Origin of the sequence: Ammoniphilus sp. YIM 78166, from assembly GCF_004522215.1 — a bacterium.
In the GTDB taxonomy this organism is placed as follows: domain Bacteria; phylum Bacillota; class Bacilli; order Aneurinibacillales; family RAOX-1; genus YIM-78166.
Genome location: NZ_SDLR01000017.1, coordinates 1 through 13,474 on the forward strand (window position 1 = coordinate 1; position 13,474 = coordinate 13,474).

The 13,474-nt window shown below is 44.8% G+C and carries 14 protein-coding genes; 1 reads left to right on the plus strand and 13 read right to left on the minus strand.

The annotated features are described in order from the left end of the window. Nucleotides 1–280: 280 nt before the first annotated feature. From EIZ58_RS31275 to EIZ58_RS31305, 7 genes are all read right to left on the minus strand, one after another. The gene (locus EIZ58_RS31275; protein ID WP_134704958.1) at nucleotides 281–628 is read right to left on the minus strand and encodes a DUF1360 domain-containing protein; all 348 of its coding nucleotides are present in this window, start codon (nucleotides 626–628) and stop codon (nucleotides 281–283) included. Nucleotides 629–653: 25 nt separating this feature from the next. Beyond that, entirely contained in the window at nucleotides 654–1,565 is a 912-nt protein-coding gene (locus EIZ58_RS31280) for an NAD-dependent epimerase/dehydratase family protein (protein ID WP_134704959.1), read from the minus strand. 109 nt (nucleotides 1,566–1,674) lie between these two features. Beyond that, nucleotides 1,675–2,028, minus strand: a complete 354-nt coding sequence (locus tag EIZ58_RS31285) for a hypothetical protein (protein ID WP_134704960.1) — start codon at nucleotides 2,026–2,028, stop codon at nucleotides 1,675–1,677. A 56-nt stretch (nucleotides 2,029–2,084) separates the two neighbouring features. After that, nucleotides 2,085–3,035 (minus strand): glycosyltransferase family 2 protein, encoded by a 951-nt coding sequence (locus EIZ58_RS31290; protein WP_134704961.1) that lies wholly within the window; start codon nucleotides 3,033–3,035, stop codon nucleotides 2,085–2,087. Between the two features lie 30 nt (nucleotides 3,036–3,065). Continuing rightward, entirely contained in the window at nucleotides 3,066–4,049 is a 984-nt protein-coding gene (locus EIZ58_RS31295) for an NAD-dependent epimerase/dehydratase family protein (RefSeq protein WP_134704962.1), read from the minus strand. Beyond that, nucleotides 4,046–5,329: a nucleotide sugar dehydrogenase gene (locus tag EIZ58_RS31300; protein ID WP_134704963.1), complete on the minus strand. Its 1,284-nt coding sequence runs from the start codon at nucleotides 5,327–5,329 to the stop codon at nucleotides 4,046–4,048. Before EIZ58_RS31300 ends, EIZ58_RS31295 begins: the two co-directional genes overlap by 4 nt. A 168-nt stretch (nucleotides 5,330–5,497) precedes the next feature. Beyond that, nucleotides 5,498–6,385 (minus strand): hypothetical protein, encoded by an 888-nt coding sequence (locus EIZ58_RS31305; protein ID WP_134704964.1) that lies wholly within the window; start codon nucleotides 6,383–6,385, stop codon nucleotides 5,498–5,500. Nucleotides 6,386–6,608: 223 nt separating this feature from the next. Here EIZ58_RS31305 and EIZ58_RS31310 point away from each other — a divergent pair, with 223 nt between their 5' ends. After that, nucleotides 6,609–7,472, plus strand: coding sequence for a GT-D fold domain-containing glycosyltransferase (locus EIZ58_RS31310; RefSeq protein WP_167578083.1), 864 nt, complete (start codon nucleotides 6,609–6,611; stop codon nucleotides 7,470–7,472). A gap of 72 nt (nucleotides 7,473–7,544) precedes the next feature. Here EIZ58_RS31310 and EIZ58_RS31315 read toward each other — a convergent pair whose 3' ends face one another. From EIZ58_RS31315 to EIZ58_RS31340, 6 genes are all read right to left on the minus strand, one after another. Further along, nucleotides 7,545–8,288 carry a glycosyltransferase family A protein gene (locus EIZ58_RS31315; RefSeq protein WP_167578084.1) on the minus strand — a complete coding sequence of 248 codons (744 nt, stop codon included), beginning with the start codon at nucleotides 8,286–8,288 and terminating at the stop codon, nucleotides 7,545–7,547. A 148-nt stretch (nucleotides 8,289–8,436) separates the two neighbouring features. Beyond that, a complete protein-coding gene (locus tag EIZ58_RS31320) occupies nucleotides 8,437–9,507 on the minus strand; it encodes a glycosyltransferase family protein (protein WP_240689479.1) in 1,071 nt (356 codons plus the stop codon). Between the two features lie 19 nt (nucleotides 9,508–9,526). Beyond that, nucleotides 9,527–10,615, minus strand: a complete 1,089-nt coding sequence (locus tag EIZ58_RS31325; RefSeq protein WP_134704967.1) for a glycosyltransferase family protein — start codon at nucleotides 10,613–10,615, stop codon at nucleotides 9,527–9,529. Between the two features lie 15 nt (nucleotides 10,616–10,630). Next, the gene (locus EIZ58_RS31330) at nucleotides 10,631–11,740 is read right to left on the minus strand and encodes a DegT/DnrJ/EryC1/StrS family aminotransferase (RefSeq protein WP_134704968.1); all 1,110 of its coding nucleotides are present in this window, start codon (nucleotides 11,738–11,740) and stop codon (nucleotides 10,631–10,633) included. Beyond that, nucleotides 11,740–12,360, minus strand: a complete 621-nt coding sequence (locus tag EIZ58_RS31335; protein ID WP_134704969.1) for an acyltransferase — start codon at nucleotides 12,358–12,360, stop codon at nucleotides 11,740–11,742. Before EIZ58_RS31335 ends, EIZ58_RS31330 begins: the two co-directional genes overlap by 1 nt. After that, on the minus strand, nucleotides 12,353–13,438 hold the full coding sequence (locus EIZ58_RS31340; RefSeq protein WP_134704970.1) for a Gfo/Idh/MocA family protein: 1,086 nt from the start codon (nucleotides 13,436–13,438) through the stop codon (nucleotides 12,353–12,355). Before EIZ58_RS31340 ends, EIZ58_RS31335 begins: the two co-directional genes overlap by 8 nt. Nucleotides 13,439–13,474: the final 36 nt, after the last annotated feature.

The window sequence follows — 13,474 nt, forward strand, 5'->3', positions numbered from 1 at the left end:
CCAATAGTTCGATACCAATCACTATGGAATGATTGGACAAAAATAAAAACCTCTTACTTCGAGAGGTTCTTTGATTTATACTCTTCATTCTTTATAATCAATTTAGCGAGAAAATCGTGGAATTCTTCCTTTGATTTACCTTCGTCTGAAAATTGGATACGCACATTTTCGATTGCTGATTCCTTACTCTTTTGAATCATGCGCTTCACCTCTGCCTTACTATATGCTTCAGCAGATTGTCCTGATTCGCAGTATTAGAGATGAAATAATTAGAGATGCCCTAAACACGTGACGAAAGGATTGCCGCACCTCCGGAGACGGAAAGAATGATGATCGCGACAAAGGTTAACGGCAGAAACCAGTACAGCAGAACTAAGGCTAAAGAAGACCATATACCTACACACCAATGGCAGCTCAATAGGCTCCCGATCCAGTACCGAAGGCCTGAACCCTTTATCTCGACCTTACGGATCATCTCCCCATTATCGTCCATTTCATAGGATTCAGACATGAATGGAGCTCTGAGAAATGAAGTGATCTCATCATACACAACCAAATGAGTCAAGCGAAAAGAGGCCAGGATCAAGATGGCCAAGTGAAGCCAAGTGATATTCACTAGTTCAACCACATACAATCCCCCTTGTAATCAACTTTCATCCTCCTCTGGTAAAAAGCTCTTTAAGCCCATCTTCCAAATCAATCCTAGGGGTCCAGCCCCATTTTTCAATTTTCCCAATGGAAAGAATACTACGGACTAAATCTCCAAATTTGGGTCGGGTATAAACCGCTGGAATCGGTTGATACAGGGTTCGGTTAAGTATAGAAACCAATTCGTTCAAAGAAGTCCCTCTTCCTGTACCTACATTGAATACATCATTGATCGATTCATTCAGCCTGCTAAACCTCATATTTGCCTCCACCACATCATGCACATGGATAAAATCCCGAATCTGCTCCCCATTCCCATAGATCGTCGGCGGTATCCCTTTGAGCAGATGGTCAATGAAGATGGCAATCACCCCTGACTCGCTGTGAGGAACCTGGCGGGGACCATAGACGTTGGCATACCTCAAAATGGTCCAATCAAACCCATACGATTGGGCATAAAAAGCAACATAGCGCTCTGCAGCCCATTTGTTGATTCCATACGGGGATATTGGATTTGGGGCAGCAGCCTCCGTTGGGGGATCCGTGCATTCTCCATAGACCGCCCCTCCGGAAGAAGCAAAAATGAATTTCTTAATTCCCGCTTTCCCTGATGCATCAAGAAGCCTAATGGTATCCCGGAGGTTAATTTCAAGATCGGTTATCGGTTCGCTGACAGAGGTTCGAACATTCACCTGGGCTGCGTGATGATTAATCAGATCCGGCTTTTCCTCCAGGATCAATTTCTCCAAACGTTGATCAGATAGACCCAAGTGGACAAATCGGGCTTGGGGATGAACATTTTTCCTATCACCGGTGGAAAGGTTGTCGACAGCGATGACCTCGCACCCAAGGCCAACATAACGGTCTACCAGGTGAGAACCGATAAACCCGGCCCCTCCTGTTACAAGAATCTTCATGATTTGTGGTTCACCTTCTTTTCAGGGTCACTGGCTGAGCTACTGGTAATTTATTCATAATCTAGAGGGGCAGCTACACCAATCCGTGAAAATGGGCAGTCGATTAAGATTAAATGCACGTTTGTCTCCCGATATATTTCGTCTTGACTCTTTGCCCCATGCTCTTTTTGCTTTTCTTGTCTTTTTTCTTACCGCTTTTCCCTTCCATTCGTTCCATTCGTTCCATTCGTTCCATCCGTACATCCATTGACTTCCTTTTGTTTCCGGTCTTCGTCTTGCTCTTTTTCTTTATTCCGGCAAGCTCCCTACGGCAAAAGAAGGAGATACAGACACTCTTGCAGTTTTTATCATTAGGCGCCGAACTGCCGCAAAAAAACTCGCATGCCCTGGCATGCGCTTTCCCGCAGCTTCCGACGCTTTTTCTTATGATTATTTTCTTGACTATTTTCTTGTTTTTGTTCATCTGCTTTTCACCATCCTTTCTATTTTAAAGAGTCGGAGTAAAACCGTCAGCCCGGCTTAGCCATTATTTCTGAGGATCCGGCAGTTTCCCGGAGTGGGGTTTGAATGGCCCATTCCGCTTCCCGTCCAATGAATGGCCGTGGGAGAATGGCGAAGGGAGGAAGGTTTTTGGGGAGGTGGAGGAGAAGAAGAAAATTTATTTCTGGGAATCAGCTGCACTTGAAGCCACCCTGAGCTCAAATAGAACCACGGATAATAGTGATCCCCCCATTTTTTCAAGTAGCGCGTAATCATTTCCTTTTGAATTTCGTTGTATTTATGCTTGTTCTCTTGCAATGTAAGACGACCCGTATGTTGCTCCCTTGTCAGATTGTACAGATGACGATCGATCCACCGGAAATCATAGCGTTCAATTAGCTTGAACATGATGCGCCGATCCTCCATGTATCGCCCGCCATATTTATCACTGGTTTCCCACCCGCCTACTTCCCGCAGACTAGAGGTCCTATAAAACCGGGGGTACATGGAAGACGTCCAGGCAATAAGATCGTATCTCTGATCCGAACGGTACGAACGCCGCCTCATGACGGGGCTTCTTGACGAACCGGTCCATTGAACATGGTTTCCGTATGCGAGCGCCGTTGTTTCAGGAGCCAGATCCATCTCCTTTATCAGGACTTCCAAGGCGGAAGGCTCTAGCCAATCATCGCTGTCCACTTGAACCATGAATTCCGTATCGACCAGTTTCAGCGCCTGGTTAAGGGCGTGGCAAACCCCTTTATTTCCAGGCATCCTATAATAACTGATCCGCTCGTCCTTCCTAGACCATTCTCTCATTTTCGCTTCCGTATCATCGGTTGAGCCATCATCGATCACCAGCAGTTTCCAATGAGGATAACTCTGGTTCATAACACTCATGATCGCACGCCCAATCTCGTTCGCCCGATTATACGTCGGAATGATGACGGTGACTTTCGAATGCTTATGCCGCATGTCGCCTTCTCGCATCTTTAACCTCTCCTGTTCTTTTGGTCTTCCTCAGCCCTCTGCATGCCTTCCGCCCGCTTCGTTTCGGAACCATTCAATCGTATGCCGCAAGCCCTCATCTATGTCAATGGAAGGCTGATATTGCAGAAGTGCCCTCGCTTTGCTGAGATCAGGAACTCTGTTGGGTGTATCTTCATAGCCCTTGCCATAAGCTTTTTCATAAGGTATATGGATGATCTCCGATGAGCTTCCGGTTAATTTTTTTATTTTTTCAGCCAGCTTATTGATCGATATCTCATGTTCTGTTCCTATATTAAACGCATGACCGTCATATTTCCTGTCCATGCAGGCTAAAGTTCCGTTAATGGCATCCGAAATGAAAGTGAAGCAACGGGTTTGTTCCCCCGTCCCGAAAACCCTAATAGGTTTCCCGCTAATAGCGGCTGAAATGAAATTGGGAATGACCCCTCCGTATTGAGTAGCTATAGCACGAGGGCCAAAGATATTGAAATAGCGGACAACGGTTACCGGTAATCCTTTATCCGCATAGGCGAAACACATATGCTCATCCAAGGCTTTCGCTGCGGCATAACACCACCGATGGGTGGTCGTAGGGCCCAGCACCCTGCTGGATTCCTCAGTAAAAGGAAGCTGGTTGTTTTTTCCATACACTTCAGAAGTAGATGCAAAAATCACTTTATCGTTTCGGGATGATGCCAATTCCAATACATTTCGGGTTCCATCTATATTTCCTTCAATGACCTTCAACGGATCTTCTACCGTATTTTTGACCCCAAGCACGGCAGCCATATGAAAGATGAGATCGGTATCATCTATCAGTTCTTTTAATATCGCCCGGTCCAAAGTAGATCCTTGCACAAACCTTATAGCAAATTGCTTCTCCGCTCTTGCCACGAATGAACGCTTCCCTGCCGACAGATCATCAATTACGGTTACATGATGGCCTTGCTGAGCCAAAGCCTCAACCAAATGAGATCCAATAAAGCCTGCACCGCCAGTGACCAGAATGTTCACAGGTCTCCTCCTCCCAATCGATAGATTTTGGCTTTTCCCTGCATTCCCTTGGTTGCATTGCGCGTATCAAATACCATCCTTGAATGATCAAGAATCTGTTGGAGAGGGATCTGCGTGTGGTCGGTATAAATCACAGTGCAATCCATTTGGCTTAACAATTCTTCTGTAATGTCTACACTATCCATGCGATCCTCTTCAACGAAGATCGAAGGCACGAAAGGATCATGATAGTAAACCTTTGCTCCTTCTTGTTTCAATAGCCTAATCAACTCAAAAATGCTTGATTCCCTGACATCATTGATATCCCGCTTATAAGCCGCTCCATAAAGCAAGACTTGAACTTCCCGGAGATCTTTCGGGCGAGATAACATTTTGATGCGATCCACTAAATATTCAGGCATCTCCCGGTTGATTTGGTCTGACAGTTCAATAAACTGGCTCCTTAAGCCATATTGCTTCGTCTTCCATTGCAGGTAAAGCGGATCTACCGGAATACAATGTCCCCCGATTCCCGGGCCAGGAAAAAAAGGGGTGAAGCCATACGGCTTCGTCTTCGCTGCGTCAATGACTTCCCACAGGTTGATCTTCAGCACATCACAAATTCGAGTCAGTTCATTAACAAATGAAATATTGACGAAACGATAACTGTTTTCCATCAGCTTTGCCAATTCAGCTACCTCTGGGGACGAAACTAGGATCACTTCATCAAACACTTGGCTATACATGTCGCAGCCCCTTCGTATACATTCATCTGTAACTCCACCAAGCAGCTTAGGTATTCTTTCAAGCGGGTACTCTTTATTGCCCGGGTCGATTCGCTCAGGAGAATAGCATAGGAAGATATCTTTCCCTACATTCAGTCCGTTCCCCTCCAGCAAAGGCTTTAATACGTCTCTCGTGGTTCCCGGATAAGTCGAGCTTTCCAATATGACCAGTTGGCCATGACGGACTCTTTTGGCGATTTCTGCTCCTGCATGCTCCAAGAAGCTCGTATCCGGCGCATGGTCCGATCCCAGCGGCGTAGGGACGCAAACGATGATGACGTCAACAGCGGAAAGGGCATCATAATGATCGGTGACACTGAATCGGCAAGCAGCGAACGCCTCTTGAACTTCCTGATCGCTCACATCGGTAAGGTAGCTCACCCCTTGCTTGAGATGATTAATTTTTTTCCGGTCAATATCAATTCCGAGGACATCAAATCCCTTCTTTACAAGCAAAAAGGAAAGCGGCAAACCTACATACCCTAAGCCGATCACTCCAATCTTGCGCAGGGTCATACTTTATCACTCCCTATGGATCATATTTCTTGAGTTGGCTAACATATCATATGAATCTTCTTGTATTCTCGTATAGTTGATTGAACTACTTTTCCTAGAAATAGTTGAATAATCGATAGGTTTCAATCCATAAAAATGGCGCACCTGAAAGGGTGCGCTCTTCTTGCCTTATAAGCGATTGGATATTTGAATCACTTTTACTCCTCTTTTAAGACCTTCGCCCGTCTTTACAGGATGGGGAGCCTTACGGGAAATGTTCTCGGCAACCGGATGATCCTCTCTCTTCCCAGTCACTAAACTTCTAATATAACTTCTGGCAGGATTGCTCCATTCCCTGGAAATCGGATGAAATAAGAAAGTGCGAGGACAATTCGCTAGAAATCTCTTCAATTCCGCCTCTGTAAAATGAGGTCGGAACCGAATCGAACAACTGACGTCATCAGGATAGCGTTTTGGTTTAAAACCGAGGCTTTTTACTAGATTGACATAGACGGTTTCATCCGTACCGAATGCAGTTGTTTGAGCCAAGTTCCTTTCTACCTGCTGAATTTGCTCGAAATGAATAATCCGCTGCACCAGCCGCTTGCTGTATATCTGCCCGACATTAAAGCAGCCGAGGAATGGATCCGTTCCAAAAAGGGGTCTCCATTTTGCCCATTCTCTTTTAATGCTTATCCCTGGGTACCATTCCTTCTCCGGCACCCTGACGCGTACGCCCATATAATCTGCATGACCCATCTCTTCAGCAATGAAATCTTCGAAACCCTTTCTCGCAAACAGGGCATCCGAATCCAAATTAATCAAGTAATCATAATCCAGCCGCATCTGATGCAGCCATTTCATGACTTGCAGCATATAGATCGTGGTCTTTCCGTAGCTTAGCTTATGGCTGGCCGGACATACCGGGTAACTCAATCCCTCGCATAAGCTCTCATCATGACCGCCATTATATAGCACAATATGGCTACTCGGGCAAAAATGGCGGATGTTAGCGAGCATTTCCCTTACCACTTCTTTTTTTTCATGAACAAGTACGGCGAAACATAATTTGGTCATTGGTACCAGCTCCTTTCCTGCACAATCTGCCTGTTGCTATTATATTCTTGGATTGGAAAATGGATTGGACTTGGAATCATCTTACGATTCTTCCACACACTAACTCAGCCGTTTGCCCAACCCTAAATCAAGCGGAATACATATACTGGTTATCAATCAATTCCAATTCACCATCCTCTTGAAAGGAGGGTCACCCATCAGCCAAACCAAATCTCTAAACACCATGCATCTCCTGCAGGCCATAGGAGATGCCATCAAGGAAAAACGCCCTTTCAGCGTTGCGAGAGTCGGAGATGGAGAAAATATTGTCCTGGCTCAGTATGGAATCTTGCCTGAGCGTGAGATCCTAAGGACGGCAGTTGCCACTCAGTGGCCTTACCATCCCGCAGGAATCAAGCTTCCGGACAAGAAGGCAAGGGATGAAGTGCTCGCTTCGCTAAAGAGAATAGATCTGGTCGGTATTCTTCCGTACAACGACAAAAGAATCCAAGCTCCGGAAAAATATAAAAGACCCCTGACCGAAAAAGTCTTTCACCATTACCGCTTTTATCCTAAAGCTACCTTTGATGCTTATGTATTCCGGGGGATCCTTTCCAATCCATCATTTTGGCGTATCATGAAAGGCCAGCGTATCGCAGTCATTTCAAAATGGGGGGAGCTATTTAAACGAAGTTCTCTTCAAGCATCATCCCATTGGGATTTTCAGATTGCAGAAACTATTCCGGTCAACAATTACTATGAAATTTCCAAGGTGTTAGCGCAATTGGAGTCTTTGGAGTTTGATGTTGCCTTCCTCGGAGCTGGAGTAGGAGCAATCGTGCTGAGCCAGCAAATTGCCGAGCGTTATGGAAAAGTCGCTATTGATATCGGCCAGGGGATATCCCGCGTAGCGAAGGGAGCCATCCGAATTCCTTGTTCAGCGGATCTAAGCAAGGGATCTCCTGCCAGACTACCTTCACCGCCTTTGTCTCCAGCGGAAAGAAAAGGAACGGCACGTCACTGGACATTAAACTCCAGGATAACTAACCATACCAGCCATAACGGAAACCACTATTTCATCGAGCGCAATGGACACGGCAATCCATAAAATCCGCATAGCAAAACCCCTGCATGCCAACATGGTGTGCAGGGGGTTTCCATCCGCTTAAGATGAATTTCCTTAAGCAAAAGGATGATTCTTATTGACCCATATTCCATGACTATTCCTAAGGTTACCATGGTTTGTTCCTCTGGCAGTATTTCCATTCCAATGAGCCGCATTGACCCGTCGCTTAAAGTTAGCTGGCTTTTTGGGCAGTGCAGGGGTACGACTGCCCATAAACTGTTGCAGAATTTGCTTGATCTTTGCGGAATCCGTCACCATATTCTCTCTTGTAAATTTACTCATGGTATTTGCATTGTGTATGACTACGATAAAATTGAGAGGTTTTAAGACTTCGTGCGGGAGTTTTATGGCATCATTATGACCGTTGATTTTATATCTTTTTCCAGCCAAGTATTTTTCCGTATCGTAGATGAAGGTGAAAAAAGGAGGTGAGGAGCGGGTATACGTAGACAACGTATGGTTAAGGGAGTTATAGATATAGCCTTTCTGGTTAATCAGTACTTGTGTATCTTTCTTGGGCTTATAATCATGCAACTGTTGTATAAAGGTCTTATGATACATATCGTCAGAATCCAGTCGAGCCATATAAAGGGATTCGGATCCTGCAATATACCTCGCTACTTCTTGCTCAAAGTCCGTTCCTTTAATGAACCTGATATTCCCTGGAAGTTTAGGATACTTTTTCAAAGTTTGCCTTATTATATGTTCTGTCTGATCTGCGTACTGAACTAGAGCGATGAAGTTTTTATTCGTTTGATTCTTCAAGCTCTGTGCGGTGAACTTCATAAAGATCGACATTCTATTATGAATCCATGATTTGCTTAACTGCTGATCAGACTTGGACCGTTGTATTCTCCAGGAATTAAATGTGATTTTAACTATTATTCTTTTACTCAAGGTCGCATCTCACCTTCTTCCTCCTATTCGGCTTTCCGATTCCCAGGTTTCATCGCTTATCCCGATCAATCCAAAATCGCTGGAAGCTGTTCGCTGAGGCATTGGACGAAGACCGGCTAGACGTCCAATGTGTGGCATTCGTTCTTCTTTGCATTCTTCGGGCAGGGCTCCTTGCGGGGCGTTTCGAAAATGTCTTGAGGAATTCCTGAATAAAGTTGATAAACTGCTTCGCCCGAACGTCATGGGTGTGATGGGCATGGATAAAATCATATCCATTTTGGGTGAGCTCTTCCCGCTTTTCCTCATTTTCCAAATAAAACATGGCTTTCTCGAAAAAGTTGGATTTGTTGCAGGCTACAAAATGAACTCCATCCTTAAAGCCTAAATCCAGAATATCCGGATTGGGCTCTGCCAGTAGCAAGGTTTTGCAGGCAGGAACTTCAAAAAACTTCAGAACAGGATAATGGAATATGCCGCCGCAAGTGAAAAATATTTTTGCCCGGTTCAATTCATGTGCATACCTGTCATTGACCACCAGATCTTTTTTCGGTCCCGTCTTATGTCCCGGATGCGGGAGAAACACAAATCCCTTCACATTTTTCATTTTTTTATAGACCTCGTTCCGGAACGGATACCATTCTATCGGCGAAGAGCCTATCAAAAGAAAATCCCTGTCCTTTGGCATGTTCCAATCTTTCATTACTTTAGGATTAACGGAAAACGGCAAAAACCGGTACTTGGATTTGTATTTTGGAAATCTCTTCAGAAAAGGATATTTGGTTGCCGAAAAGATTAAATCTATTTTATTTTGATTCAAATAACTCATTCTTTGCGAGACGTTCCAATGGGCATCGTAAATGTAAGCTCCCTTTGGTATATCTATCAGATTAAGACCAGTAATGCGGGGAGACAGCGAATAATTATAAGACATATCGTAATGGTAAACAAAATCAGGTGTAAACCCAATTTTCTTCAAGATATTCCGAATATCGCCATCCTCATGCCAAAACTTAACTTGAGCATATTTTGCTACGGCTTCCAAAAAATCATATTTCGGCCGATGCTTTGGATACATCTTGCCAAACGGCTTGACAAGTATCAATATTTTTAACTTCCCCAAACCTTACCCACCCTTCCCTTCATTTTTTTCCGTGATGGTTCCGGTTGACAATAAAAACATGAGAATCTCCCTTGTTACCCGTATTCCTTGCTCCTCCAGCTATCCAATGAGAAGCATTAGCCCTGCTTTTTTGCGGAGAACGACGCGGCGCTGCGGATGCTCGTTTTTTAGGGGACTTCTGCAAGTAATCTTCTACATATCGGATAAATTCCTTCGCGCGGACACGGTTGGTATGGTGTGCATGAATAAAATCATAACCGTTCTTACTAATTCTCTCCCGCTCATCCTCATTTTCCAAATAATATAATGCTTTCTCGTAAAAATTGGATGGATGGCAAGCAACATAGTTGACCCCGTCCTTGAATCCCAACTCTGTAATATCCGGATTGGGCTCCGCAAACAGAAGGGTTCCGCAACCGGGCGCTTCAAAAAATTTCATGACGGGATACTTTAGCAACCCTCCGCACGTGAAGAAAATTTTCGAACGATTTAATGTTCTTGCATAGTTCTCATTAACGATTAAATCTTTTCGAGGAGCGGCGAAATGTCCAGGATGAGGGATATGGACAAAACCGGCCATTCCCGACATCTTCTTTAATACCGCTTCTCTCAATGGATAGCGCTGCCTTGAAGATATCAGACCCATCAGTAGAAAATCGATATCCTTTGGTTCTTTCCAATTTTTTATGACATCTGGATTTATGGAAAAAGGGAGAAAACGGAATTTGGACTTATATTGGGGAAAGGCCTTGAGAAAAGGATGTTTGGTCACGGAGAAAATCAAATCCACTTTGCTCTCCTTAAAATATCTTAATCTCTGTTCTTTGGGGCTATGGACATCAATGACATAGCTCCCTACAGGTATTGTCAATTTTTCCAGGCCTTTGATTTTTGGGGCATACGTAAAATTCCAGCCCACATCGTAATGAAAAATGAAATCCGGGCTGTAATTTAACTTTTTCAATATTTCACGAATATCTCCGTCATTATTCCAGTATTTCACTTCGGCGAACTCTTCGATGGCCCTGAGAAAATCATATTTCGCCTTATGCTTGGGATATTTTGATCCAAAGGGTTTGACCAGGAATAGAAGCTTCAGTCTCTTCATCACGCCCCTCCATTCTTATCCATGAATCTCTCTGCAGATCCTTTGAATCCGCTCATCTCCCATTTCCGGCCACATCGGTAAACTAAGGATTTCTTTACTCGCCAATTCAGCAACAGGAAAGTCCCCTTCCCGATATCCCAAATATCTGTATGCCGGCTGGAGATGCAAAGGAACCGGATAGTGTATTCCAGCAGAAATCCCTTTGGCGGCCAATTCCACCATTAAGCGATCCCTGTTTTTCGTCCTGATCACGTAAAGATGGTAGACATGTTTCGCTTGAACTCTTGCAGTAGGCAATAGAACGCCTTTTTCTTTCAATAGCTGATTATATCGAATGGCATTTTCTATTCGCCTGTCCGTCCAAGAACTCAAATATTTCAGCTTTACTCTCAACACTGCAGCTTGTATGGCATCCAGGCGGCTATTGAATCCTTCTAACTCATGCCGGTATTTGTCAATCCTGCCATGATTGGATAGTTTCTTGATTTTTAATGCCAGCTCGGGATCATTCGTAACGACTGTACCGGCATCGCCAAATGCCCCCAGATTTTTGCCCGGAAAAAACGAGAATGTGGCCGCATTCCCATATTCTCCAGGTCCTTTGGAGTTCCATGCCGCTCCATGGGCCTGGGCAGCATCCTCAATCACTTTCAAGCCATATTCTTTTGCGATTTTCATCAAGCCGTCCATATCTGCCATTTGCCCATACAAATGAACGGGTATTATCGCTTTGATTAGATTCGGATGATTGCAGCGTGCCAGGTAGTCTCTTAATTTTTGAGGGGACATCGTATACGTATCTTCTTCTATATCTATAAAATCCACTTGAGCGCCTGCAGCCGTGATAGCTTCCGCAGTAGCAATGAAAGTATTCGGGACGGTGAGCACTATATCTCCTTTGCCGATCCCCATCGCCTTTAAAGCCAGGAATAAAGCATCTGTGCCGTTTCCGCACCCAATCGCGTACCGTACTCGGCAAAACTGGGCAAATTCCTCTTCGAACCGGCGAACCTCTTCACCCCCAATGAATTCCGTATGATCAATCATCCATTTTATTTTTTCCAGCACCTCATCATAGATCTCTTTGTAGCATCCGGATAAATCCATGAAAGGAATCTTTCCCATCAGTTCTCCCCCTTTAGATAAACATCCAGTTGATCTATACCCTTCAGGATTCTCCCTGGATTACCGATGACCACCTTGTCATCCGGCACATTGGATACCACAACCGTCCCTGCCCCGACTAGCGAGTTAGCTCCGATTGCGATGCCGGGAAGTATGGTTGAATTGGCGCCGATCTTGGCATTCTGGCCGATAATAGGCCCCTGTAAGCTCGCCTTTACATTGGCTGACCTTGGATATTTAGCATTGGTTAATACGACATTCGGTCCAATCCAGCAGCCTTCTTGAAGAAGCGCATATTCGGGGATGAAAGCTTGAGAATGGATCCTTACATTGTTTTCGATAGTAATATGATGCTCGATGCAGGTACCCGTCCCTATGCTGACATAACTGCCGATTTTATTATGTTCCCTTATGGTCACCTGATGTCCAGTTTGAAAGTGGTCTCCAATCCTATTTCCGGCATAGATTACCGTGTGGCTCCGTATGATCGCATGATCCCCAATGACCGTCATCAATTCACCAGCTGCTGTTCCTTGCGGGGGCACACCAATGATGGCGTAATCTTCAATCACAACATTCTTTCCTAACACCACATTGGGATAGACGATGGAATTATTCATGATCGATCCCGCCCAGACGGCATTTCTTCGGCTCAAACGGGATTCTTACCGTTTCTCCCGTTTCAGCAGACTCATAGATGGCATGGATTAATTCCAGCGACTTTCTACCCTCTATACCATCTACAGGTACCTTTTTCCCGTTTAGAATGCAGTCAATGACCTCTGCCAAATATCTTTGATGTCCAAATCCATACACATTGGGCGGAGCTTCATTAAATAGGTTAATGACTTCCTTGTCTTCTTCCCTCTGATCTTCAAACAGCCATGTTTTTATCTGATTGACGGCAAAGCCCCCGATCTCTACCGTTCCCTTCTCGCCGAGAATCGACACCGAACCTTCCAAATCCTTAGGCCGGGTAGCCGTTGTGGCTTCCACAATCCCCAATGCGCCATTGGCAAATTTTACAATGGCAGCCCCGGTATCTTCCACTTCTATATCCAATAGTCTTGTAGCCGTCTTGGCCGTAACCTCTACCGGCTCCCCGAGTAGCCAAGTTAACAGATCAATGTGATGGGAAGCTTGATTTGTGAGGCAACCCCCATCCATGTCCCATGTCCCTCTCCATTCATCTGCATCATAATATTCCTGTGATCGGGCCCATCTTACCCTCACTGTGCCCAAGATGATTTTTCCGAATCGGCCCTCGTCAAGGGCTTGCTTGAGCTTCTGCACGGCTAAATTATATCGGTTCTGCATCATGACAAAAAAATGTACGCCCGCTTCTTTGCAAGCTTTTATGATTTCATCAGCATCGTTCAATCTAAGGGCCGCTGGTTTTTCGCATACGATATGCTTCCTATACTTTTTTGCTATATCTATCGCATGCTTCGCATGAAGACCACTGGGAGTCAGGATATTCACTACATCAATATCATTATGCATGCTGAGCATTTTATTGTAGTCGTCATAATAGGGAATACCTAATTTTTCTCCCCAAAATTGAGCTCTCCCAGCTTGGATATCGGAAACCGCAACCAGCTCCGCTTGCTCCAAATCTCTCATCGCTTCTATATGTTTTTTGGCAATTCGCCCGCAACCTACGAGGGCAAACTTTAATTTCTGGACAGGTTTGCTCATCATTGGCCTCCTTCCTTATCAACAAAGGAATCTTCC

Excerpts from the sequence above, each read along its gene's own strand:
- EIZ58_RS31280 (WP_134704959.1), bottom strand. The coding sequence starts at position 1,565 with ATGAAGATTCTTGTAACAGGAGGGGCCGGGTTTATCGGTTCTCACCTG.
- EIZ58_RS31285 (WP_134704960.1), bottom strand. The coding sequence starts at position 2,028 with ATGAACAAAAACAAGAAAATAGTCAAGAAAATAATCATAAGAAAAAGC.
- EIZ58_RS31290 (WP_134704961.1), bottom strand. The coding sequence starts at position 3,035 with ATGCGAGAAGGCGACATGCGGCATAAGCATTCGAAAGTCACCGTCATC.
- EIZ58_RS31300 (WP_134704963.1), bottom strand. The coding sequence starts at position 5,329 with ATGACCCTGCGCAAGATTGGAGTGATCGGCTTAGGGTATGTAGGTTTG.
- EIZ58_RS31305 (WP_134704964.1), bottom strand. The coding sequence starts at position 6,385 with ATGACCAAATTATGTTTCGCCGTACTTGTTCATGAAAAAAAAGAAGTG.
- EIZ58_RS31310 (WP_167578083.1), top strand. The coding sequence starts at position 6,609 with ATGCATCTCCTGCAGGCCATAGGAGATGCCATCAAGGAAAAACGCCCT.
- EIZ58_RS31315 (WP_167578084.1), bottom strand. The coding sequence starts at position 8,288 with ATGTCGATCTTTATGAAGTTCACCGCACAGAGCTTGAAGAATCAAACG.
- EIZ58_RS31325 (WP_134704967.1), bottom strand. The coding sequence starts at position 10,615 with ATGAAGAGACTGAAGCTTCTATTCCTGGTCAAACCCTTTGGATCAAAA.
- EIZ58_RS31330 (WP_134704968.1), bottom strand. The coding sequence starts at position 11,740 with ATGGGAAAGATTCCTTTCATGGATTTATCCGGATGCTACAAAGAGATC.
- EIZ58_RS31335 (WP_134704969.1), bottom strand. The coding sequence starts at position 12,360 with ATGAATAATTCCATCGTCTATCCCAATGTGGTGTTAGGAAAGAATGTT.
- EIZ58_RS31340 (WP_134704970.1), bottom strand. The coding sequence starts at position 13,438 with ATGAGCAAACCTGTCCAGAAATTAAAGTTTGCCCTCGTAGGTTGCGGG.